The organism is Inquilinus sp. NPDC058860 (genome assembly GCF_042743185.1).
Classification (GTDB): Bacteria; Pseudomonadota; Alphaproteobacteria; order DSM-16000; family Inquilinaceae; genus Inquilinus.
In genome coordinates, this window is sequence record NZ_JBHYMS010000037.1 from 40,365 (window position 1) to 60,856 (window position 20,492).

The 20,492-nt window shown below is 68.9% G+C and carries 21 protein-coding genes; 13 read left to right on the forward strand and 8 right to left on the reverse strand.

The genetic code is table 11. The features are described from left to right. Window positions 1–132: 132 nt before the first annotated feature. The 4 genes from phnC (at window position 133) to phnE (ACFW16_RS23035) (ending at window position 3,840) form a co-directional block, all read left to right on the forward strand. Window positions 133–954 (forward strand): phosphonate ABC transporter ATP-binding protein, encoded by an 822-nt coding sequence (gene phnC / locus ACFW16_RS23020; RefSeq protein ID WP_380309375.1) that lies wholly within the window; start codon window positions 133–135, stop codon window positions 952–954. Between the two features lie 69 nt (window positions 955–1,023). Continuing rightward, a complete protein-coding gene (gene phnD / locus ACFW16_RS23025) occupies window positions 1,024–1,962 on the forward strand; it encodes a phosphonate ABC transporter substrate-binding protein (protein ID WP_380309377.1) in 939 nt (312 codons plus the stop codon). A gap of 100 nt (window positions 1,963–2,062) precedes the next feature. Beyond that, window positions 2,063–2,962, forward strand: a complete 900-nt coding sequence (gene phnE / locus ACFW16_RS23030; protein ID WP_380309379.1) for a phosphonate ABC transporter, permease protein PhnE — start codon at window positions 2,063–2,065, stop codon at window positions 2,960–2,962. After that, window positions 2,962–3,840: a phosphonate ABC transporter, permease protein PhnE gene (phnE, locus tag ACFW16_RS23035; protein ID WP_380309381.1), complete on the forward strand. Its 879-nt coding sequence runs from the start codon at window positions 2,962–2,964 to the stop codon at window positions 3,838–3,840. Before phnE (ACFW16_RS23030) ends, phnE (ACFW16_RS23035) begins: the two co-directional genes overlap by 1 nt. 21 nt (window positions 3,841–3,861) lie before the next feature. Here phnE (ACFW16_RS23035) and ACFW16_RS23040 read toward each other — a convergent pair whose 3' ends face one another. Together ACFW16_RS23040 and ACFW16_RS23045 are read right to left on the reverse strand one after the other, a co-directional pair. Then, window positions 3,862–5,127 (reverse strand): DUF5666 domain-containing protein, encoded by a 1,266-nt coding sequence (locus ACFW16_RS23040; RefSeq protein WP_380309383.1) that lies wholly within the window; start codon window positions 5,125–5,127, stop codon window positions 3,862–3,864. Then, a complete protein-coding gene (locus ACFW16_RS23045; protein WP_380309385.1) occupies window positions 5,127–5,990 on the reverse strand; it encodes a DUF6502 family protein in 864 nt (287 codons plus the stop codon). Before ACFW16_RS23045 ends, ACFW16_RS23040 begins: the two co-directional genes overlap by 1 nt. A 211-nt stretch (window positions 5,991–6,201) precedes the next feature. On the opposite strand from ACFW16_RS23045, the gene ACFW16_RS23050 reads away from it, so the two are divergent. After that, window positions 6,202–6,354, forward strand: coding sequence for a hypothetical protein (locus tag ACFW16_RS23050; RefSeq protein ID WP_380309387.1), 153 nt, complete (start codon window positions 6,202–6,204; stop codon window positions 6,352–6,354). 120 nt (window positions 6,355–6,474) lie between these two features. Continuing rightward, complete coding sequence (locus tag ACFW16_RS23055) at window positions 6,475–6,777, forward strand: hypothetical protein (RefSeq protein WP_380309389.1); 303 nt, start codon at window positions 6,475–6,477, stop codon at window positions 6,775–6,777. A 157-nt stretch (window positions 6,778–6,934) separates the two neighbouring features. On the opposite strand, the gene ACFW16_RS23060 is transcribed toward ACFW16_RS23055, so the two are convergent. Beyond that, complete coding sequence (locus ACFW16_RS23060) at window positions 6,935–7,321, reverse strand: winged helix-turn-helix domain-containing protein (protein WP_380309391.1); 387 nt, start codon at window positions 7,319–7,321, stop codon at window positions 6,935–6,937. Between the two features lie 88 nt (window positions 7,322–7,409). Between ACFW16_RS23060 and ACFW16_RS23065 the strand changes: the two genes are divergently transcribed. Next, on the forward strand, window positions 7,410–7,628 hold the full coding sequence (locus ACFW16_RS23065; RefSeq protein ID WP_380309393.1) for a hypothetical protein: 219 nt from the start codon (window positions 7,410–7,412) through the stop codon (window positions 7,626–7,628). Between the two features lie 96 nt (window positions 7,629–7,724). Here the strand turns inward: ACFW16_RS23065 and ACFW16_RS23070 are convergent, their stop codons facing one another. Next, on the reverse strand, window positions 7,725–9,125 hold the full coding sequence (locus ACFW16_RS23070; RefSeq protein ID WP_380309395.1) for an FAD-binding oxidoreductase: 1,401 nt from the start codon (window positions 9,123–9,125) through the stop codon (window positions 7,725–7,727). Window positions 9,126–9,332: 207 nt separating this feature from the next. On the opposite strand from ACFW16_RS23070, the gene ACFW16_RS23075 reads away from it, so the two are divergent. From ACFW16_RS23075 to ACFW16_RS23095, 5 genes are all read left to right on the forward strand, one after another. Next, window positions 9,333–10,052 (forward strand): hypothetical protein, encoded by a 720-nt coding sequence (locus ACFW16_RS23075; protein ID WP_380309397.1) that lies wholly within the window; start codon window positions 9,333–9,335, stop codon window positions 10,050–10,052. 34 nt (window positions 10,053–10,086) lie between these two features. Next, complete coding sequence (locus ACFW16_RS23080) at window positions 10,087–12,171, forward strand: adenylate/guanylate cyclase domain-containing protein (RefSeq protein ID WP_380309399.1); 2,085 nt, start codon at window positions 10,087–10,089, stop codon at window positions 12,169–12,171. A 10-nt stretch (window positions 12,172–12,181) separates the two neighbouring features. Further along, window positions 12,182–13,135, forward strand: a complete 954-nt coding sequence (locus ACFW16_RS23085; RefSeq protein ID WP_380309401.1) for a M48 family metalloprotease — start codon at window positions 12,182–12,184, stop codon at window positions 13,133–13,135. A gap of 95 nt (window positions 13,136–13,230) precedes the next feature. Continuing rightward, on the forward strand, window positions 13,231–13,962 hold the full coding sequence (locus ACFW16_RS23090) for a TerB family tellurite resistance protein (protein WP_380309403.1): 732 nt from the start codon (window positions 13,231–13,233) through the stop codon (window positions 13,960–13,962). Between the two features lie 200 nt (window positions 13,963–14,162). Then, window positions 14,163–15,374, forward strand: a complete 1,212-nt coding sequence (locus tag ACFW16_RS23095; RefSeq protein ID WP_380309405.1) for a DegT/DnrJ/EryC1/StrS family aminotransferase — start codon at window positions 14,163–14,165, stop codon at window positions 15,372–15,374. Here ACFW16_RS23095 and ACFW16_RS23100 read toward each other — a convergent pair. From ACFW16_RS23100 to ACFW16_RS23115, 4 genes are all read right to left on the reverse strand, one after another. Beyond that, window positions 15,348–16,298 carry a radical SAM/SPASM domain-containing protein gene (locus ACFW16_RS23100; protein ID WP_380309407.1) on the reverse strand — a complete coding sequence of 317 codons (951 nt, stop codon included), beginning with the start codon at window positions 16,296–16,298 and terminating at the stop codon, window positions 15,348–15,350. The two genes, ACFW16_RS23095 and ACFW16_RS23100, sit on opposite strands and share 27 nt — an antisense overlap. A gap of 85 nt (window positions 16,299–16,383) precedes the next feature. Continuing rightward, window positions 16,384–17,025, reverse strand: coding sequence for a sugar transferase (locus ACFW16_RS23105; RefSeq protein WP_380309409.1), 642 nt, complete (start codon window positions 17,023–17,025; stop codon window positions 16,384–16,386). Continuing rightward, window positions 17,022–18,497, reverse strand: a complete 1,476-nt coding sequence (locus ACFW16_RS23110) for a B12-binding domain-containing radical SAM protein (RefSeq protein WP_380309411.1) — start codon at window positions 18,495–18,497, stop codon at window positions 17,022–17,024. Before ACFW16_RS23110 ends, ACFW16_RS23105 begins: the two co-directional genes overlap by 4 nt. Beyond that, window positions 18,494–19,300 (reverse strand): glycosyltransferase family 2 protein, encoded by an 807-nt coding sequence (locus tag ACFW16_RS23115; RefSeq protein ID WP_380309413.1) that lies wholly within the window; start codon window positions 19,298–19,300, stop codon window positions 18,494–18,496. Before ACFW16_RS23115 ends, ACFW16_RS23110 begins: the two co-directional genes overlap by 4 nt. 171 nt (window positions 19,301–19,471) lie before the next feature. Here ACFW16_RS23115 and ACFW16_RS23120 point away from each other — a divergent pair, with 171 nt between their 5' ends. After that, the gene (locus ACFW16_RS23120) at window positions 19,472–20,482 is read left to right on the forward strand and encodes a Gfo/Idh/MocA family protein (RefSeq protein WP_380309415.1); all 1,011 of its coding nucleotides are present in this window, start codon (window positions 19,472–19,474) and stop codon (window positions 20,480–20,482) included. The last annotated feature ends 10 nt before the right edge of the window (window positions 20,483–20,492 follow it).

Below are 20,492 nucleotides of genomic sequence, written 5' to 3' on the forward strand. Positions count from 1 at the left end.
CCAGCCTCGGGAGGTTCATCGAAACGACACAGGGGGATCACGCGACTGTAACTCCGCTCTGTTAGGCCGTTTACGCCGAAGGGCCGCGGCCTCCCGCTGCGCGCCGCCCCCGACCCCATCGGAGCGTGCCTCATGGCCGAACTCGTGATCGAAGGCCTGACCAAGAGCTTCCGCGCCGTCAACGCGGTCGATGACGTCAGCCTGACGATCGCCCCCGGCCAGATGGTCGGCGTGATCGGCCGCTCCGGCGCCGGCAAGTCGACCATGCTGCGCCTGGTCAACCGGCTGGCCGATCCGACCGGCGGCCGCATCCTGTTCGACGGCGTCGATGTCACCAGGCTCAAGGGCCGCGCCCTGCGCGACTGGCGCGCCCGCTGCGCCATGATCTTCCAGCAGTTCAACCTGGTCACCCGGCTCGACGTGCTGACCAATGTGCTGCTCGGCCGCATCTCCCAGCACTGGACGGTGCCGTCGCTGTTCAAGCAGTTCGGCGAGCGCGAGCGGGCCTTCGCCATCCAGGCACTCGACCGGCTCGACATGGCCCATGCCGCCCTGCAGCGCGCCGACACCCTGTCCGGTGGCCAGCAGCAGCGCGTCGCCATCGCCCGCGCCTTGCTGCAGGAGCCCGAGGTGCTGCTGGCGGACGAGCCGATCGCCTCGCTCGACCCGCGCAACGCCAAGATCGTCATGGACGCGCTGCGCGCCATCAACCGCGAGGACGGTATCACCGTCCTCGTCAACCTGCACACGCTCGACACCGCCCGGCACTATTGCGACCGGGTGGTCGGCATGGCCAAGGGGCGGGTCGTCTTCGACGGCGCGCCCGAGGCGCTGACCATGGAGGTGGTCGAGCGGATCTACGGCGTCGACGGCATGCGCGAGGCTCTCGACGAGCGCATCACCTCGACCGCGATCGAGCCCCGGACCGGCGAGCGCGAGCTGGTTCCGGCCTGAGCTCCAACCGACGGCGTCCGGCGCGGCGCCGGACGACCGAACCAAGTGATCAGCAAAAGGGGTAGACCCATGTTCATGCGGCGCACCATCCTCGCGGCGGCCACGGCTGCCGTCACCCTTGCCGGCCTGGCCGGCACCGCCTTCGCGGCGGATCCGAGCTGGAAGAAGGACGTTCCGGTCATCCGCATCGGCATCCTCGGCGGCGAGAACGACGCCGACCGGCTGGCCCGCTACGACGGCTTCCAGAAGCTGCTGGAGACCACCTACAACGTGAAGGTGGAGCTGTTCCCGGCCACCGACTATGCCGGCGTCATGCAGGGCATGGCCGCGGGCCAGCTCGACCTCGCCGAATTCGGCGCCTCGGGCTATGCCGGCCTGTGGCTCGACTGCAAATGCGTCGAGCCGCTGGTGGTGCCGAAGGAGGATGACGGGTCGACCGGCTACTACTCGGTGCTCTATGTCAAGTCCGACAGCCCGTACCAGAAGCTCGAGGACCTCAAGGGCAAGTCCCTGGCCTTCGCCGACCCGAACTCGACCTCGGGCTATCTGATCCCGAACTTCCAGCTCAAGGACCAGGGCTACGACCCGGCCAGCTTCTTCGGCTCGACCGCCTTTTCCGGCGGGCATGAGCAGGGCGTGGTCGCGGTGATGAAGGGCCAGTACGACGCCGGCGTGACCTGGATCTCCGGCCAGGGCGACCCGGCCCAGGGCTACAGCCGCGGCGCCCTGCGCAGCATGGTCGACAAGAAGATGCTCGACATGAAGGACCTGCGCATCGTCTGGCAGTCGACCCTGATCCCGAACGGCCCCTGGGCGACCCGCACGGCCCTGCCGGAGGCGTTCCGCAAGGACATGCTCGACTTCCTGTCGAGGTTGCCGACCGAGCACCCGGACATCTACGAGGCGGTCGAGAAGGGCGCCGGCTCCGGCTACGCCCCGGTCGCCCACGACTTCTTCTCCGGCATCATCAAGATGCGCGAGACCGAAGCCACCGCGCGGCGGAGCTGATCAGCCCCGTAGGTTGGGTTCGCCCCTTGGGCGAACCCAACATCGTGCCGCCGTAACAATGTTGGGTTCGCTTGCCGCGAACCCAACCTACGGAATTTTGATGACCTCTTTGTCCGAACACCGTCCCGCCGACCCGGTCGCGGCCTTCGAGGCCGGGCGGCGGGCGCTCGTCCGCCAGCGGCGCCGGGCGACGCTGATCGGCCTCGTCCTGTTCGTCGCCGCCGTGCTGGCCGGCGCGTCTATCGGCGAATTCTACCCGTCGAAGCTGGCGGCCGGCCTGCCGCGGATCGGCGAGTATTTCCAGCGCACCCTGCCGACGCTGGCCTGGGGCGAGCTCCTGTCCGACAGCAAGACCCAGGGCTCGGTCGCCTACTGGTACTACCGCGCCGGCAGCTATCTGGTGCTGCTGTGGCAGACCGCGCAGATGGCGATCCTGGGCACCGTGCTGGGCGCCGCCGCGGCGCTGCTGCTCAGCTTCCCGGCCTCGCGCAACCTGGTGCGCAGCCACTGGATCTACCATCTCAGCCGCCGCTTCCTCGAGATCTGCCGCAGCGTGCCGGACATCGTCTACGCGCTGTGCTTCGTCTGGGCCTACGGCGTCGGTCCGCTGGCCGGCATCCTGGCCATGGCCGTGCACACCACCGGCGCCCTCGGCAAGCTGTTCTCGGAGGTCAACGAGGCGGTCGACGACAAGCCGCTGGAGGGCATCCGCGCCGCCGGCGGCACCTGGGTCCAGATCATGCGCTTCGGCGTGCTGCCGCAGGTGTTGCCGAACTTCCTCTCCTATGCCCTGCTGCGGCTCGAGATCAACATCCGCTCGGCCTCGGTGCTGGGCTTCGTCGGCGCCGGCGGCATCGGCCAGGAGCTCTACTACATCGTCAGCTTCAACTATTACGAGGAGCTGAGCGCGCTGGTGCTGATGATCGTCGCGGCGGTGACGCTGATCGACCTCGGCTCGGAGCGGCTGCGCTCGGCCTTCCTGCCGCGGGAGGCGCATTGATGGGCACGCGATTCGCCCGCATCCGGCCGATCGATGTCGACCAGGCCCGCGCCGCCCTGCCCCGCGCCTTCGGCCGGCCGCCGGGCGAGCGGCTGGTCCGCGCCGCCCTGCTGCTGCTGGCCGCGGGATATCTGGGCTACCTGCTCTGGACCTTCGACGTCTCGCCGGCCCGGCTCTACGAAGGGCTGGTCAGCCCGAACGGCCTGTTCGTCATCGCCGGGCAGATGGTCGCCTGGCATGGCATGGACGAGTGGCAGTACGCCGAGATCTTCACCGCGCTCGGCCAGACCGTCGCCATGGCCTTCATCGGCACGCTTCTGGCCTCGGTGATCGCGATCCCGCTCGGCTTCCTCGGTGCCCGCAACATCATGCCGCTCGGCTTCCTGCGCTTCGGTTTCCGCCGGCTGTTCGACGGGCTGCGCGGCGTCGACCAGCTGATCTGGGCGCTGGTGTTCGTGCGCGCGGTCGGGCTCGGGCCGCTGGCCGGCATCCTCGCCATCTGCGTCTCCGACATCGGCTCGCTGTCCAAGCTCTATGCCGAGGCGATCGAGACAGCGGAGAAGAAGCAGATCGAGGGCGTGCGCTCGACCGGCGCCTCGACGCTCGCGGTGCTGCGCTTCGGCGTGCTGCCGCAGGCGATCCCGCTGTTCCTGTCGCAGGCGCTGTACTTCTTCGAATCCAACACCCGCTCGGCCACCATCCTCGGCATCGTCGGCGCCGGCGGCATCGGGCTGCAGATCTCCGAGCGCATCAAGATCCTGGCCTGGGACCAGGTCGCCTTCATCCTGATCCTGGTGCTGGCCGTGGTCGCGCTGATCGACACCCTGTCGAAATGGCTGCGGCTGAAGCTGATCGGGCGCGAGGCCGCGCGGGGCTGAACCGCCCCGCCGCCTGGGCCGTCAGCCGCCGGGCGGACGCCCGCGATGGCCGCGGCCGGGCATGCCGGTCGGTCCGCACAGATCGCCCGGGCCACCGGCCCCGCAGCCCTCCGACGGCCCCTGCATCGGGCGCGATCCCCCTCCGATCCCGCCCGGACCGCCGCGCGGTTCCTCCCTCCCCGGGGCCGGCGGTGCCATCTCGGACCGCTCGCGGCCTCCCGGAAAGCCCTGGGCCCCGCCCGGGCCGAAGCCGCCCGGCCGGTCGCCGCCCGTGCGCGGGGCTTCGGGGATGTTGCCGGTGCGGCCGATGGTGCTGCGCAGGCCGACCGCCTCCAGCCCGCCGCCGGGCTGCCGCTGCAGCTCGAGGATCGTGCGCTGCGGCTGGGCGCCGAGGGCGCCGATCGGCCCAGCCGCCGTCGCGTTCAGGCCGCGGCCCCAGCGCAGCCCGCCCGGGGTGGCGCTGGCGTAGGATTCGATCACCAGCCGGCTCACCGACCGGCCGAACCAGCCGGCCGGATCGGCGGCCAGACCGTCCCGCGACACGCCGTCGGGCACCAGCACCCCGTCCGCATAGTGGCCGGTGACCATCACCTCCTGGCCGACGCCGGCGCCCAGCCGCGATCCCGGCCGCAGCGCCAGCGTGCCGATGCGCGGCGCCTCGGCGGTGCCGGCCAGCGGCCCGTGCACGATGACGCGCCCGGGCTGCCGCCGGTCGATGCGGGTGGCGACGATGGCCCCGTCGGGCCCGGGCAGGCCGCTCACCGCCACCCAGTCGTCGACCTGGGGCACGCCGTCGCCCCAGACCGGGCCGTCGGCGCTGACGCGCTGCCCGGCGACGCGCAGCGCGGTGCCGTTCGACTCCACCGCCTCGACCGGCCCGGAGACTTCGTGCCGCACGGCGATGCTGCGGGCGCCGAGGCGCGAGCCGCTGCCGGTCGCGGTGATCACCGCGACCTGGCCCACCCGCAGGTCGCCGCTGCGGGCGGCCGCCCCGTCGATGCGCACCGGCGTCGCCGGGTCGAACTCGACCTCGATGCCGTTCACCCAGATGCTGCCGAAGCCGGTGATGACGCCGACGATGCCGGTGCCGCCCATGCCGCGGTCCTCGACCGGGCCCGTGGGCGAGATGCCCGTGCCGCCGATGCCTCGGTCGGCAACGGCCTCCGTCGTGCCGGCGGTGCCGGCCGTCGGGCCTCCGGTCGCCGCCGGGGCAACCGCACGGTCACCGCTGCCGGCGGAGGAGCAGGCGGCCAGCAGGGCGAGAGCCAGGAGTCGCATGCGGCTCATCACGGCGCCGTCTCCTCGTCGATGGGATCATCCTCGACATACACGTAGACACCCAGGTTGATCCGCCGCAGCGGCGTCGCCGGGCCGCCGGAGGGGGCCGCCTGGTCGTCGCCCTCGGCCATCGCCAGCGCGATGCGGTTGACGTCGGTCAGCAGTTGCTGCGCCGCCTGGCGGGCCGTCGCCTCCAGCTGCGCCACCGTCTCCGGGCGCAGCCGGTCGTAATGCATGCTGCGGTCGAGGAACGGCGCGGGTCCGGCGGTCGACACATTCGCGGCCGCGGCGGCGATGTGGTCGTGCAGGTTGCGGGCGAAGTAGAACAGCTGCTCCTCCCCGCCCGGGCGGGGGATGAAGGCCGCCGTGTTCAGGTGCACGCGGTCCTGCGCGTCCAGCGACACGGTCCCCTGGCCGATCCAGTCGTCCAGCACCGACCGGGCCCGCACATCCTTGGTGACCGATTCGACCAGCCCTTCGAACGAGGCTTCGCCGGCGGTGCGGCCCGTGCGCGGCAGGGGCCGGGGGCGGCCGTCCGCCTCCGCATAGGGCGGCGCGCCCAGCCAGCGGGCGATGATCTGGCTGCCCAGCGTCACCACCGCCGGCGTCTCGTCGGCGGCGGGAGCGTGGGTCCGCAGCCGGCGGATTTCCTTCCGGTGCACGCCCGTCAGCAGGCTGATGCGGCTGTCGGTCTGTGCCTTCGGGTCCGGCAGCAGGTCGCGCGCGGCGACGTCGACATACAGGCCGCGCAGCAGGTCGGCCAGGACCGGAAAGGTCACGCCGCTGCGGATCAGCAGCCGCACCAGCGGCCGCAGCAGGCGCGCCAGCGGCTTGAGCAGGGCCTGGGGAGCCGGGGGCAGGGAAGATGGCATTCGCGGGCGAGTCCGTCGGTTCGGCCGGACCTTATCATGCCGGGATGTGGGAAAAATACCCACGAAATGCGATTTCATTTGACGTGGGCAAAAATCCCACAGATTCATCGTGGGAGAAATTCCCACGAACGAGGAGCCGTCATGCGAACGCTGGAGCCGACCCGAGAGGCCTCGCCGCCGTCGATCGCGCAGGAGCCGCAGCCCGGCGACGATGCACAGGGCCGCCGGCAGGGGAGTGATCCGCCGGATCATGGTGGCCTCGATGGCGATCGCCGTGATGACCGGCTTCGGCCTGATGCTCATGGAGCTCGCCATCGACAAGCTGTCGAGCCTGTCCTTCCTCCGGCTCTCGGGCCTGTTCTGAGGAGCGATCGATGTTGCAGCCGATCCTGCTGATGCTGCCCTGGCTCGGGGTCTATCTGCGGTCGCGTTTCCCGCCCCCCCGCCGCGGGCGGGCGGTCCCGTCGCCCGAGGAGGGCCGGCCATGATGGAAGGCCTGATCGTCTGGGCCGCCCTCGGCCCCACCCTGGCCTTCATCGCAGGGATCGTCGTCGTCGCGTGGTGGGACGACGACGACGATGACGACGAGGAGGAGGTTTCGCCGCAGGATCTTCCCCGCCGGGCCGGTGATCCCGGCCTCGGCCTGCCGGAATACGTCCCCTCTTTCGATCTCTACAAGCCCGGCCGGCCCGCCGGCTGCCCGCTGTCCGGTCCGGCCGTCGGACGGCCCGCGGGGCGTCCGGCGCGTTCCTGCCTGCAATGCGGATGGCGGGAGGACTGGCCGTGATCATCGGCCTCATCCTCTGGGCGGTCATCGGCCCCTCGGTGGGGATGGCGGTGGGCGCGGCCTTCGCGTCCCGGCCTCCCGACGATCGGCCGACGCCGCGGTCCGGGCATGCCGGCCGCTCGCCGGACAGTGCCTTGCCGCCGGCCGGGGCGCCTCGCTAGTCCTCGACCTCCGCCGGCCTGGCGGCGGCGTCACCCGGCGCCGCCGTCGCCGTCTGCAGCCCGGCCAGCCGGCGGGCGACGCTGGCCGTGGTCTCCTGCTCGATGGCGCGGAACTGCTCGACCAGCCACTGCCCGAAGGGGGTCAGCGCGGCGCCGCCGCCCTGCGGGCCGCCGTGCCGGGTCTCGATCACCTTCTCGCGGAAGCAGCCGTTCAGGCTGTCGATCAGCAGCCAAGCGCGACGATAGGACATCCCCATCGCCCGTCCGGCGGCGGAGATCGATCCGGTCTCGGCGATGTGCTCGAGCAGCCCGATCTTGCCGGGGCCGAGCTGCCGGTCCGGGCCGGCGGGGTCGAAGTCGATACGGATGCGCAGCCTGGGCATGATCGTGCCATGATACGGGCAAGGCGGAGCCGGGGGAACTCGGCACCGTGCGGTCCGTTGAGATTGCAGACGACCAAGGGAGGCCACGATGTCTGCTGCCGAGCCGCGCCAGGCCGAACCGGCGCCGGACGACAAGGTCGACGAGGCGGTCGAGGAGAGCTTCCCGGCCAGCGATCCCCCGGCCTATCGGTCGAGCGTGACCAGCGGTGCGCCAAATCACCAAGCCGAGCCGAAGCGCAACGCTCCGGTGGTGGCGATCATCGCCGTGGCGGCGGTGATCGTGCTGCTGTGGCTGCTGTTCGGATGACCTTCGTAGGTTGGGTTCGCCCTTGCGAACCCAACAATGGCTCGGGCCGTACGGTGTTGGGTTCGCTCCCGCGAACCCAACCTACATCCCGTGGCCTCAATTCCCCGGCAGCACCTTGCCCGGGTTGAGGATGCCGGCGGGGTCGAGCGCCCGCTTCAGCGCCTGCATCACCGCCACGCCGTCGCCGTGCTCCTGCTCCAGGAAGCGGATCTTGCCGTAGCCGATGCCGTGCTCGCCGGTGCAGGTGCCGCCCATCGCCAGGGCCCGCATCACCAGCCGGTCGTGGAAGGCCTCGGCCCGGGCGATCTCGTCCGGGTCGTCCGGGTTCAGGATCATGCAGGTGTGGAAATTGCCGTCGCCGACATGGCCGACGATCGGCGCCACCAGGCCGCTGGCCGCGATGTCGGCCTTGGTCTCGACCAGGCAGTCGGCCAGCCGGCTGATCGGGACGCAGACATCGGTCGGCATGCCGCGGCAGCCGGGGCGCAGCGCGATGCCGGCGTAATAGGCCTTGTGCCGCGCCTCCCACAGCCTGGTGCGGTCCTCGGCCTTGGTGGCCCAGCGGAACTCGCCGCCGCCATTCTCCTGCGCCAGGGCCTTCACCGTCTCGGCCTGCTCGGCGACGCCGGCCTCGGTGCCGTGGAACTCGAAAAACAGCGTCGGCGCCACCTCGAGTTCGAGCTTCGAATAGGTATTGCTGGCGCCGATCTGCACCTCGTCCAGCAGCTCGATCCGGGCCACCGGGATGCCGAGCTGGATGGTGGCGATCGTCGTGTTGACCGCGTCGGCCACGGTCGGGAAGGCGCAGACGGCCGAGGAGATCGCCTCCGGGATGCCGTACAGCTTCAGCGTCACCTCGGTGATCAGGCCCAGCGTGCCCTCCGAGCCGACGAACAGCCGGGTCAGGTCGTAGCCGGCCGAGGATTTGCGCGCCCGGCCGCCGGTGCGGATGATGCGGCCGTCGGCCATGACGACCGTCAGCCCCAGCACGTTGTCGCGCATGGTGCCGTAGCGCACCGCGTTGGTGCCGGAGGCGCGGGTCGCCGCCATGCCGCCCAGGCTGGCGTCGGCGCCGGGGTCGATCGGGAAGAACAGGCCGGTGTCGCGCAGATGCTCGTTCAACTGCTTGCGCGTCACCCCGGCCTCGACGGTGCAGTCGAGATCCTCGGCCGAGACCCTGGTCACCCGGTTCATCTGCGACAGGTCGATGGTGACGCCGCCGCGCAGCGCCGCGATGCCGCCTTCCAGGGAGGTGCCGGTGCCGTAGGGGATGACCGGGATCTCGTGCTCGGCGCAGATCCGCACCACCGCCGCCACCTCCTCGGTCGAATGCGGGAAGGCGACCGCGTCGGGCGGCATGGTCGGGTGCCAGGTCTCCTCCCGGCCATGCTGCTCGCGCACCGCGGCGGCGGTGGACAGGCGGTCGCCCAGCAGGGTGCGCAGGGCGGCGAGGGCGCGATCGTCGAGGACGGGGCGGGGCGACTGGGGAACGGCCATGATCCGGTTCAAAGGTCTGACATAACAACGGCGACCGTCGACCTTAAGCCTGCGCCTGCCGCGCGGCAAGGCCGCGCCGTGGCGGCCTTGCCGCCGCAATCCCGTGGCCACGACGCCGTCAATGCGACACAATGGCGGTGCATTTGACGTCCCGGGGGCGGCGGAAGAGCATCCGTCGTGAATTTGAGGTCGGGGGATTTGACGAATATGAACAAGCTGGTTTCAGCGTGCGCCGCCGTTCTGTTCTCGGCGGCCCTTCTGGTTCCTTCGGCTGCGTCCGCCCAGTTCGAAGGGCTGCTGGACAACCTCCTCTCCTCACCCACCCAGTCCGACACCGCCGCCCCGGCCGGGCGGGAGCCGTCGGCACAGGTGACGGCAATCAGCGGCGTGCCCGATGCCGATGTCGAGGTGACGGACAGCGTCTATCCCGGCCAGACCATCGATCTCGGCCGCAGCGGCCGGCTGGTTCTGGCCTATGGCGGCGGCTGCACGGTCGAGACCATCCGCGGCGGCGTCGTCACGGTCGGCGTCGCCTCGAGCCGCGTCGCCGGGGGGCAGGTGCAGACCGGCAGCGGCGACTGCGCCCGCACCCAGGTCGCGGTGAACGCCCGCTCGGCCGAGGCCGGCGCCGGCGTCAACCGGCTGGGCGAGAGCCCGTTCGACCCGCGGCTCTGGGCCGAGACCACCGTCTCCTCCGCCCGGCCGCAATTCTCCGGCGCCAACGGCGCCGTCAGCATCGTGATGCTGGACGCGCCGTCGCCGCAGAGCGTGTGGGAAGGCCAGGGCGGCAGCGGCTTCCGCTACCCCGGCACCGCGCCGAAGCTGCAGACCGGCGTGCCCTACAAGATCGTGGCCGGCAGCCGGTCCGCCGTGTTCTCGATCGATCCCGGGGCCAAGGGGGCGGGCGGCACGGTGGTGCTGCGCTGACGCGCGGCCGGACGCTCCCTTCTCTCTCCCGATCATGCGAAGGCTCCGTCGCCCGGCCGTGGCGCTGGGGATCGGCCTGGTCCTGGGCTGCAGCCAGCTGCTGCCCGGCGCCGGCTTCCTGCAGCGTCTCGGCATTGACGTGCTGCTGCGGCTCGACCGGCCGCTCGGCTGGACGTCCCGGCCGCTGCCGCACCGCCTGCCGGTGGCGGTGGTGGCGATCCGGGAGGAGACCTACCGCACCCCGCCGCTGTGGAACCGGCCGAAGGTCTCCTGGACGCCGGAGCTCGCTCAGGTGCTGGCCGGTCTGGCCCAGGGCGGGGCTGCGGTGATCGGCCTGGACGAGATCTTCCCGACCACGCTGGACCGGCGGGATCTGATCGAGAGATACGATCGGCCGTTGAAGCAGGCGCTGGCCGCGATCGCGCCGACCGGCCGGATCGTCCTCGGCTTCGCCCAGTCCGGCGATGTCCCGGTGCGGCCGGAGCAGGGGCAGGTCACGGCGGTCGGGGGCGACCGCAACCTGAGCCCGGTCAACCTGCATTACGACCCCGACAACGTGGTCCGGACCTACCCGGCCGTCATGCGGCGCCAGGACGGCGGGGACACCGTGCCGACCTTGGCGGCGGAGCTCGTCGCCCGGGCCGGCCGTGCCGTGCCGCAGGGTGTTTCGGTGATCGACTTCACCATCGGTCCGCGCGACGTGCCGATCTATGACTTCGCCGACCTGGCTGCCTGCGCCGAGGCCGGCCAGGCCGACTTCTTCCGCCGCGAATTCGCCGACCGCATCGTCATCATCGGTCCGCTGCTCGATGTCGAGGACCGCCACCTCACGGCGCGGCGGCTGCTCGCCGAGGCGTCGGACCACGACCCGGCGGCGCGCTGTGCGCGCCCGCCGGCGCCGATGGCCAGCACGCTCAGCCGGTCCAACATGCCGGGCACCCTGGTCCACGCCGTCGCGGCGCTGACCTTCGCCCTCGGCCGGGCGCCGCAGATGCTGCCGCCGCCGGCCGCCGCTGCCGTGGTCGGGGTCGCCTCGACCGCGCTGGGGATGTTTCTGTTCCTGCTGGCGCCGGGCTGGGGCGTGCTGGCGCTGCTCGGCGCCGCCGCGGTCGCGGTCCTGGCCTCGCTGCCGGCGCTCGGTAGCGGCATCGTCCCGCCGCTCTTGCCGCTGCTGCTGGCCTTCGCCCTGACCTACACCGCGGTCTATGTCTACCGTTTCGTGGTCGAGGACCGGACGCGGCGCCGGGTGGTGCACGCCTTCCGCCACTATCTCGCCCCGGCATTGGTCGAGCGGCTGGCCGAGAATCCCGACGCCCTGACCCTCGCCGGCGAGACCCGGCCGATCACCATCGCCTTCTACGACATCGCCGGCTTCACCGATCTGAGCGAACGGCTGGAGGACGAGCCGGAACGGCTGGTCGAGGTGGTCAACGGCCTGCTGGCCCGCGTCGCCGATGCGGTCGAGCGCCATGGCGGCTATGTCGACAAGTTCATCGGCGATTCGGTGATGGCGGTGTGGGGCGCGCCGCTGCCCGATTCCCGCGCCGCGGAGCACGCCGTCGCCGCGGGCATGGACGCCTTCGTGGCGCTCGGCCGGTACAACCGCACCGCGATGCAGGACCAGGGCCTGCCGCCGCTCGGCCTGCGGGCCGGCATCAACTCCGGCCCGGCCGTGGTCGGCAATGTCGGGTCGCCGACCCGGCTGAACTATACGGTCCTCGGCGACGCGGTGAACCTGGCCTCGCGGCTGGAAGGCGCCAACAAGCTCTACGGCAGCCGACTGATGATCGGCGAGGCGACCTATCGCGCCCTGCCGCGGCGCTGGCTGGTGCGGCGGCTCGACTATCTGGCGGTCAAGGGCAAGCTGCGGCCGGTCCGGGTGTACGAGCCGATCGCGCCGCTGGTCGATGCCACGGCCGAGCAGGTGCAGGCCGTGCGGCGGTTCCACGCCGCGCTGGCCCTCTACTACCGCCGCCGCTTCGCCGAGGCGGCGGAGCGCTTCGCCGAGATGGCCGGCACCGATCCGGCCGCCGCGCTCTACCGCGACCGCGCGAAGGCCTGCGCCCAGGCGCCGCCGCCGGCCGACTGGGACCGCAGCCATAGTCTGACCACGAAATGAGGGGGATATTTTGAACACGCCATTCACCACCCTGCATCGCCGCTTCTTTCTCGCCGGGGCCGGCACCAGCCTCGCGGCGCTCGCGCTCGGCGGCTGCCAGACCGTGCAGAACTACGCCAGCGACCCGGTGTCGGCGGCCAGCACCATCGGCCAGCTGTTCGCCTCGAAGGAGATGAGTCCGACCGAGGAGCTGGCGATGGGCGAGGGGCTGTATCCCCGCCTGGTCGCGGATTCGGGCGGGGCCTACCCGAACGCCCGGGTCCAGTCGGCGGTGCGCGGCTTCGCCGAGCCGCTGTTCCGTGTCTCCAAGCGGCAGTTCCGGTGGGAGATCACGGTGCTGGACGACAACAGCCCGAACGCCTGGGCTCTGCCGGGCGGCAAGCTGGGCATCAACAAGGGCCTGCTGCGCTACGTCGCCAGCGAGTCCGAGCTGGCGGCCGTGATCGCGCATGAGATGGGCCATGCCGAGCTGAGCCATCAGGTGCAGGAGCTCGACCGCAAGGGCATGCTCGACCGGCTGGCCGCCTTCGGCAAGGGCGTCGCCCAGACCGAGATCAGCGCCCAGGCCGGGTCGCTGAGCGGGGTGGTCGAGCCGCTGAGCAGTGCCGCCCTCGACCAGCTCGAAGGCCCGGTCAAGGCGCTGGTCACCTCCGGCTACTCGCGCAGCCACGAGCGTGAGGCCGACGCCTATGTGCTGACTGTCTTCCGCGCCACCGGCTACGATCCGCGCCAGGCCTCGGCGGTGTTCAAGACCCTGGATTCGCTGGTGCCGCCGGGCGAGGACAACACCACCTCGCTGTTCTCGTCGCATCCCGACACCCGCGACCGCATCGAGCTGATCGACGAGGCGGCGGCGAAGCTGCCGGCCGGCGGCGGGTCTGTCGGATCGGCGGACTTCGCCACGATCAAGGCGGTGTTCCCGACCCGGCGCTACTATCTGCGCAACCCGGCGGAGGCGAGCTGAACCGCTGGGCCCGCGTCATCGCGGCCCCTCCGTTCCGCCGCGCGACCTGTTATCATGGCGGTCGATGGGCGGCGTATCGGCGGACGGAACGAGGGATGAGCGGCATTTGGGGTAAGATCGTCGGTGCGGCCGCAGGGCTGGCCATCGGCGGCCCGATCGGGGCGCTGCTGGGCGCCGTGGCCGGCCATGCCGTCGACTGGTATCGCGGCCAGCCGCCGGCCGATGGCGACGCCACCCAGCACATCGCCTTCACCATCGGCGTGATCGCGCTGGGCGCCAAGATGGCGAAGGCCGACGGCGCGGTGACGGCGGAGGAGGTGTCGGCCTTCCGCCGGGTCTTCCGCGTGCCGCCGGAGGAAGAGGCGAATGTCGAGCGCCTGTTCAACCTGGCACGCCGCGATTCGGCGGGGTTCGAGCCCTATGCCCGGCAGCTCGCCGGCATGTTCAAGGACCGGCCGGAGGTGCTGGAGGAGCTGCTCCAGTGCCTGTTCCATATCGCCAAGGCCGATGGCGACGTGAAGCCGGCGGAACTGGACTATCTGCGCGCCGTGGCCGGGCTGTTCGGCCTGGCCCAGTCCGACTTCCATCGCCTGTGTGCCGAGGAATGCGCCGGCTGCGACGTCGATCCCTACGGCGTGCTGGGGGTCGAGCGGCAGATCGACGACGAGAGCCTGAAGGCGGCCTATCGCCGGCTGATCCGCGAGCACCACCCGGACCGGCTGGTGGCCCGCGGCATGCCGGCCGACTTCATCGCCGTCGCCACCGACAAGATGGCCCGGATCAACGCCGCCTACGACATCATCCGGCGCGAGCGGAAGCTGGCGTAGCGGCGGGGCGAGGCCGGACCGGTCTCGCGGGCCTCCGCCATCGTCGCAGGCCCTGCGGCATCTCTATGAGGTTGATCCTATTGCGGATCTATATTCAGATCGGTCGTGATTTTCCCGGACGGCCGGCTTACCCGGAACACTGTTAAACTTGAGCCGGTCGATAGAGATATTTACCCATCACTGATTGCGGAGCAGGTCGGGTGAAAATACCGCTTGTCGATCTGAAGGCGCAGAACGCCTCGCTGCGCGAATCGATTGAAGATGCCGCAATGCGCGTTCTCAGATCCGGTAGATACGGACTCGGCGACGAAGTGGATGTGTTTCAGAAGGGCTTCGCTGATTTTTGCGAAACTTCATATGCTGTGGCAGTCAATTCCGGAACCTCCGCCCTGCATCTTGCGCTGTTGGCCTGTGGCATTGGAGCGGGCGATGAGGTCATCACAGTGGCGTTCACCTTCGTGGCGACCATCGCGGCCATCCAATATACCGGCGCGCGCCCGGTTCTCGTCGACATCGAACCCCATGCGTGGACGATCGACGCCGAGGCGGTCAGAGCCGCGATCACGCCACGCACGAAGGCGATCGTTCCTGTGCATCTGCATGGGCGCCCGGCCGAAATGGCCGCGCTTGCGGCTTTGGCGGAAGCGCATGATCTCTGGCTGATCGAGGATGCATCGCAGGCCCATGGCGCCCTCCACAATGGACGCCGTATCGGCGGGATCGGCGACATCGGCACGTTCAGCTTCTACCCGTCCAAACCGCTTGGCGCGCTCGGGGAGGGCGGCGCCATCGTCACCGACAATCCCGACCTGGCTGAACGGGTCCGCCTGCTGCGCCATTGGGGACAGGCCCAGCAGGGCACGCACACCCTCGCCGGCTTCAACATGCGGATGGACGCGGTACAGGCGGCCATGCTGCGGGTGAAGCTCGACCACGTGGACCGCTGGTCGGCGGCGCGGGCCCGTCACGCTCGACAGTACCGCGCAGGGCTGGGCGACGGCATCGCCTATCCGATGGCGTTTGCGGGATGCAGCGACGTCCACCATGTGTTTGCCATCGAAGTTTCCAACCGTGACAGCGTGCGCGCGGCGCTTGCGGTCGCGGGCATCGAGACCGGGGTTCACTATCCGCGGCCGGTGCACCTGCAGCCCGCCTACGCCGACCTCGGTTACCGGCGAGGGGATTTTCCGATCGCCGAGCATGTCTCCGCCAGAACCCTGTCCCTGCCGATCTTCGCCGAGATGACGGAGCAGCAGGTCGACGAGGTCTGTCGCGTGACGCGGCAGGCGATCGAGCGGTCCGAACGCACACCGGACCCCGGCATCGGGATCGAGGCGGGACTTGGCGATGCGGCGGAAACGCGCGCCTTGTCCTGCGGCACGCCGCTACCGCAGCATGCCAAACCGGTTTAGCGCGATGTGGACCAGATGGCTGAAGGCGAACTTGCTGGCGTCGTAGGGTAGATCGCAGCCCCGGCATGCGTCGATGCTTTCCGGCTGCCGGGCAAGCAGGGCCGCGCGCATCCGCTGGTACTTTGCCCCGTTCCAGATCGAGGGCAGGCTGTCGGTGATCAGGTTGCCCAGCACCGTCTTGTGCCGCAGGTCGCGGCAGCAGGCGACCACATCGCCGTTCGACGCCACATACAGCGACATCCATGGATATGGACACAGATTGTAGCTGCGGCTGACCGCCTTCTTGCGCTCGGCCATGTCCGGAACATGCCCGCAGGCGTTGTGGAATGTCCGGGTCTTGAAGGTGAGGGCCCGGCCTCCGGAAAACATGCGCTTCAGGTCGGAGAACCGCGTCGCCAGCGCCTCGGCATCGTCGAGCGCGAAGGACGAGATGTCCGTCAGCTGGATGCCGATATGGGCCAGCGCATCATCGCCTGCCACGCCCAGGATGTTGCGCCGGATCCGGTCCCAGGACCCGGCCTGGCCGCGATGTGCCTCGAACAGCGCTTCGTCCGAGCAGAAATCGACATGCAGGACGTACCGCACCCCCTCCTGCCGCGGCAGCGTGGCCAGCCTCGCCGGCGTGCAATAGAAGCCGTTCGTCGCGAAGATGAAGTGCCGCCAGCCGAGCCCGATGGCCCGGACGCAGATGTCGTCGAAACCACGATTCAGAAACGGCTCGCCGTCCAGCGTCCAATGCATCACATCCGTCTTGACGCCGCCGTCGCGCAGCCGGGTCAGGATCAGCTCCGCCGTGTCGGGGCTCAGCATGGAGCGCGCGACATGGTCGAAGTGCCGTGGATCCGATTGCGGACAGAATGCGCATTTGAAGTTGCAGCTGTTGGTCAGCTCCAGCGAGACTTCCTCGGGCGGATAGTCCAGCACGGTGTCACCCCGGACCTTCCAGGACAGCCCGGCCCTGGCATAACGCATGGTGCGGCCCAGGGCCCGCCTGGCGCGGGTGACAGGGTCAATAGGCACCACTGCCGCCCATCACCGCCCTGAAGGTCCGGCGAATGATCAGGAACTCCACGGCGGGCGTCCAATCCATGACGTATCGCAGGTCGAGGGCCATGAGATCGGCAAAACTGGTGTTGTTGCGTCCCGAGACCTGCCACAGGCCGGTTATTCCGGGCCGTGTCCAATGGCGTTTGCGGACCCACTCGTCGTAACCGGCATGCGGGAAGGGGCCCTGCTCGAAGTCGCGGACGTCGAACGGCCTCGGCCCGACGAGGCTCATGTCGCCCAAAAGAACGTTCAGCAGTTGCGGGATCTCGTCGATGCTATAGCGGCGGAGGAACCTGCCGAGGCGGGTGATGCGGGGATCGTGCCGCGGCAGGTAGAGGAACGGGACCTCGGCGTCGCCGGCTGAGTCCGGCGGCGGGCTGCCCTTCCTCATGCTGCGGAACTTGTAGATCGTGAAGGGCCTGCCCTGCCATCCGATCCGTCGCTGGCAGAAGAACGGCGAGCCCCGCAGGTCCAGGGCGACCAGAATGGCGACGAGGGCGAGCGGCAGCGCGAGCACCAGCAGCAGGATCGCCGAAACGGCGACGTCAAAGATGCGCTTGCCCGAGATCGGGACGCGGAATGCGGTGGCCGAGGACGTCGTCATCGTCGCGGCTGCGCTTCCCGCGCCAGCAGAAACGCCGCCTTCCGCTGCATGTCCCGCAGGAACTCCCGCGGCCCCATCATCCGCAGCAGCTTGATCGCGTACAGGGACAGCGCCACGGGGTTCTGCAGCAATCTGCGGATCTTCAGCCGCCGCGCCCGGGTCATGGCCCAGAGCAGGTCGGCCTCGTTCAGATCCTCGTATCGCAGGACGGACGAGCCCTGCCCTTCGTATTCGCTCCAGTTGGTCGTGCGCAGCCAGCCGTTTCTCCGGGCCTGGTCGAACAGCTCCGTTCCCGGGATCGGGATGGCGATGGAGGCCTGAAACGATGTCGTCCTGAGCGCGGCGGCCGCCTGCAGGGTCCGCTCCAGCGTCTGCCGGGTTTCGCCCGGCAGCCCGAAGACGTAGCTCGCATGGGTCAGCAGGCCGGCCCTGCGGCAGCGCCGGACCAGCGCCTCCACGGTCTCGCGGCGGACCCTCTTCCTGGCCGCGAGCCCGATCTCCGGATCGAAGGTCTCGACCCCGAACTTGACCCCGGAGCATCCGGCCTTCTTCATGCGTCTCAGGGTCTCTTTTGAGATGCCCCGGTCGATCCAGCACGACCAGTGCAGCCGGACGGGAAGAGCCTCCATCAGCGCCGAGATCTCGATGGCGCGCTTCTCCGTGAAGAACGAGTCGTCGAAGAAGATCTCCCTGACCCCATGATCGGTCGCCAGCGCCAGGATCTCCTGACGCACATTGTCCAGCGGACGGTAGCGGAACCGCGAAGGCGCTCCGTAGTTGACGGAGGCCTCCACGCAGAAGGTGCACTGGAACGAACAGCCGCGCGACGTCATCACCGCGGCATTGGGGAAGAACCGGGCGGACGGCTCGTTGTAGGTCTGGACAGTCGCAGGGTCCCGGTAGGGCGGCGGCAGCTCGCGAAGATCCAGAGGTTCGTGCCGGCCGCCGTCGATGATCTGCCCTTCCCGTAGATAGGCCAGGCCCTTCATCCGGGCGGCAGGCGGCTGGCCGCCATCCAGGCACCGGCAGAGATCCAGCAGGGTCTTCTCGTATTCGCCGATCAGGACGAAATCGGCGCGGCTGGACCGCAGGACGTGGTCCGGCATCGCAGTGGCGTGCTGCCCGGCCAGGCAGACTGTCGTTGCCGGGCGGAACGTCTTGATCGCGTCGCAGAAATCGAGGTCGCATGCGATCGAGGCCGTGGAGGTCTCCAGGACGACGATGTCATAAGCATGGTCCGCGATATGCTGCAGCGCCTGATCCTTCCTTTCCCCCAGGGCGATGCTGTCCCGCAGGACGGCCTCGATGCCATGGGCCTTGAGGTAGCTGGTGGCGCTCGCAAGTGCGTAGGGAAAGGAATAGAACGGCATCGAGCGGTCACGCTTGCGGATCTGCGCCCAGCGGACACCCGCACGAAGGCCGTATTCGGCCTCGCTCTCGATCCAGGGCTGATTCAGCAGCAATACGCTCATGTCGAGGCGACCTTTCCGGTCATCAGCGCCATGCGGTGCTTCCAGAAGAAGATCGCGATATTGCAGAGATGGACCACGGACAGGCGGCTGAACCGCTTGCTGCTGCTCTGACGGTAGACGTGAGTGATCGCGACATCCGGCAGGTAGTAGTTCTTGTAGCCGGCGAGACGGGCGCGATAGCACCACTCCAGGTCTTCGCAATAGAACGGCTGCAGCAGCGTCCGGTCGAGCGCGCCGATCCGGTCGATAACCTCCTTGCGCATGAAGAAGAAGGCGGTGATGAACCAGTCGACCTCGACCGCCCGATCGTGCCGCAGGTCGTTCATCAGGTACCGTTCGACCGACCGCAGGCGCGGAAACAGCCGGTCCAGATGGGTGATGCGCCAGAAATAGGATCCCGGCGTCGGAAAGCGGCGGACATGGGCCTGCGGCGCGCCATCGGGATAGAGCAGGCGACAGGTCGCGACAGCCGCATCCGCATGGGCATCCATGAAATTCACCATGGCCGCCAGCGTGTCGGGCTTCAGGATCGTGTCGGCGTTGAGCAGGAGAACGTAGCGGCCCCTGGCCAGCTCTATGCCCTTGTTGTTGTTTTCGATGAATCCGAGCTTTGTCGGGTTGGTGACGACAGACATTCGGCTATCGCGATACTTGTGAGCCAGCAGATCTCCGGTTTGATCCGTCGATGCGTTGTTGAACACGACCAATTCGAAATCCGCAGTGCTGGCCAGCACCGACGCCAGGCATGGATCGAGCTCCACGCCTTCGTTGGTCGAGATGACCACAACCGATATATCCGGCATGTGAATCGGCCTCCCACCCGGAAACCAGTCTAGCAGAGGCAGTCGCCGGCGCAAAGGCAGGGCCGGTTATTTATCGAGTACGGCAACTCCGTAATACTGAGGATGGAATACGCCGGCCGAGAGTGATAATTTGCAAGAGCAGGCAGGTCGGGCTTTGGGGGAGGGCGCGGCATGCGGATTGGCATCATCGGATTCGGCTACTGGGGAAAGATACTGTCCCGGTGTTTTTCGGAGGTGGCAGGGCTCGATATTAGCTTTATCGTCGACATCGCACCTCTCAGACGGGAGGAGGCCCGCCGCCGTTTTCCGAGCGCTCTGCTCGCCTCGATGCCGGCCGAGCTCTGGAGCATGGACACATTGGATGCCGTGGCCATAGCCACGCCGGCCAACACCCATTACGGCCTCGCCAAGGCGGCCCTCGAGGCCGGAAAGCATGTCTGGATCGAGAAGCCGGTTGCAGAGACCGCGGAACAAGCGCGGACGCTGGTCATGCTGGCGCAGCGGCAGAGGCGGGTTCTCTTCATCGATCATACGTTTCTTTACAGCGACAGCATCAGGCTGATTAAGCAAATGCTTGTCCGCAAAGATTTTGAGGAAATGCGCTGTTACGAGTCGGTTCGCACCAATAACGGACAGTGCAGAGAGGACGCTTCCATCTTTCACGATCTGGCGATCCACGATCTCGCCATTCTGGATTTCCTTATCGGTGAGAGCCCTCTCGCCGTCTCCGCAAAAGAACTGCCGGCACGAGGTGCCGGTGCGGCGGGTGATCAACGCATAATGTTGGCCTATGCGTCAGGTGTCAGGGCCGGAATCCGCGTCAATTGGTGCGCCTCGACCAAGGCCAGGCGCATCGTCATCAGCTCAAATCGGCAGGCCGTCGAGTTCGATGATCTGGAGCTTCATCACAAGGTCAGGCTTCACGCATCTCCCTTCGCCGCGACGCCCGAATACGGGCTGCATGACCTCGACGCAGATCGCCGCAACGGGAGAGTCCTGCCGCTGCACAGTCAGAAAGAGACTCTGGCGAACGCAGTCGAATGCTTTCTGCGCTGTATACGAACGGGAGAGAGGCCCGTGTCCGATGGCTGGCAAGGCGTTCGGCTCGCTGCCATCGTCGACGCCTGCGTGTCCTCCGCCGAAGCAGATGGAAAGTGGACCAAGGCGGCTTCCGTCATGTGACGTGCTTTGT

Bases quoted from the DNA above. Each gene is read 5' to 3' on its own strand.
- phnC (WP_380309375.1), top strand. From the start codon at position 133: ATGGCCGAACTCGTGATCGAAGGCCTGACCAAGAGCTTCCGCGCCGTC.
- phnD (WP_380309377.1), top strand. From the start codon at position 1,024: ATGTTCATGCGGCGCACCATCCTCGCGGCGGCCACGGCTGCCGTCACC.
- phnE (WP_380309379.1), top strand. From the start codon at position 2,063: ATGACCTCTTTGTCCGAACACCGTCCCGCCGACCCGGTCGCGGCCTTC.
- phnE (WP_380309381.1), top strand. From the start codon at position 2,962: ATGGGCACGCGATTCGCCCGCATCCGGCCGATCGATGTCGACCAGGCC.
- ACFW16_RS23040 (WP_380309383.1), bottom strand. From the start codon at position 5,127: ATGAGCCGCATGCGACTCCTGGCTCTCGCCCTGCTGGCCGCCTGCTCC.
- ACFW16_RS23045 (WP_380309385.1), bottom strand. From the start codon at position 5,990: ATGCCATCTTCCCTGCCCCCGGCTCCCCAGGCCCTGCTCAAGCCGCTG.
- ACFW16_RS23050 (WP_380309387.1), top strand. From the start codon at position 6,202: ATGCACAGGGCCGCCGGCAGGGGAGTGATCCGCCGGATCATGGTGGCC.
- ACFW16_RS23055 (WP_380309389.1), top strand. From the start codon at position 6,475: ATGATGGAAGGCCTGATCGTCTGGGCCGCCCTCGGCCCCACCCTGGCC.
- ACFW16_RS23060 (WP_380309391.1), bottom strand. From the start codon at position 7,321: ATGCCCAGGCTGCGCATCCGTATCGACTTCGACCCCGCCGGCCCGGAC.
- ACFW16_RS23065 (WP_380309393.1), top strand. From the start codon at position 7,410: ATGTCTGCTGCCGAGCCGCGCCAGGCCGAACCGGCGCCGGACGACAAG.
- ACFW16_RS23070 (WP_380309395.1), bottom strand. From the start codon at position 9,125: ATGGCCGTTCCCCAGTCGCCCCGCCCCGTCCTCGACGATCGCGCCCTC.
- ACFW16_RS23075 (WP_380309397.1), top strand. From the start codon at position 9,333: ATGAACAAGCTGGTTTCAGCGTGCGCCGCCGTTCTGTTCTCGGCGGCC.
- ACFW16_RS23080 (WP_380309399.1), top strand. From the start codon at position 10,087: ATGCGAAGGCTCCGTCGCCCGGCCGTGGCGCTGGGGATCGGCCTGGTC.
- ACFW16_RS23090 (WP_380309403.1), top strand. From the start codon at position 13,231: ATGAGCGGCATTTGGGGTAAGATCGTCGGTGCGGCCGCAGGGCTGGCC.
- ACFW16_RS23105 (WP_380309409.1), bottom strand. From the start codon at position 17,025: ATGACGACGTCCTCGGCCACCGCATTCCGCGTCCCGATCTCGGGCAAG.
- ACFW16_RS23110 (WP_380309411.1), bottom strand. From the start codon at position 18,497: ATGAGCGTATTGCTGCTGAATCAGCCCTGGATCGAGAGCGAGGCCGAA.
- ACFW16_RS23115 (WP_380309413.1), bottom strand. From the start codon at position 19,300: ATGCCGGATATATCGGTTGTGGTCATCTCGACCAACGAAGGCGTGGAG.
- ACFW16_RS23120 (WP_380309415.1), top strand. From the start codon at position 19,472: ATGCGGATTGGCATCATCGGATTCGGCTACTGGGGAAAGATACTGTCC.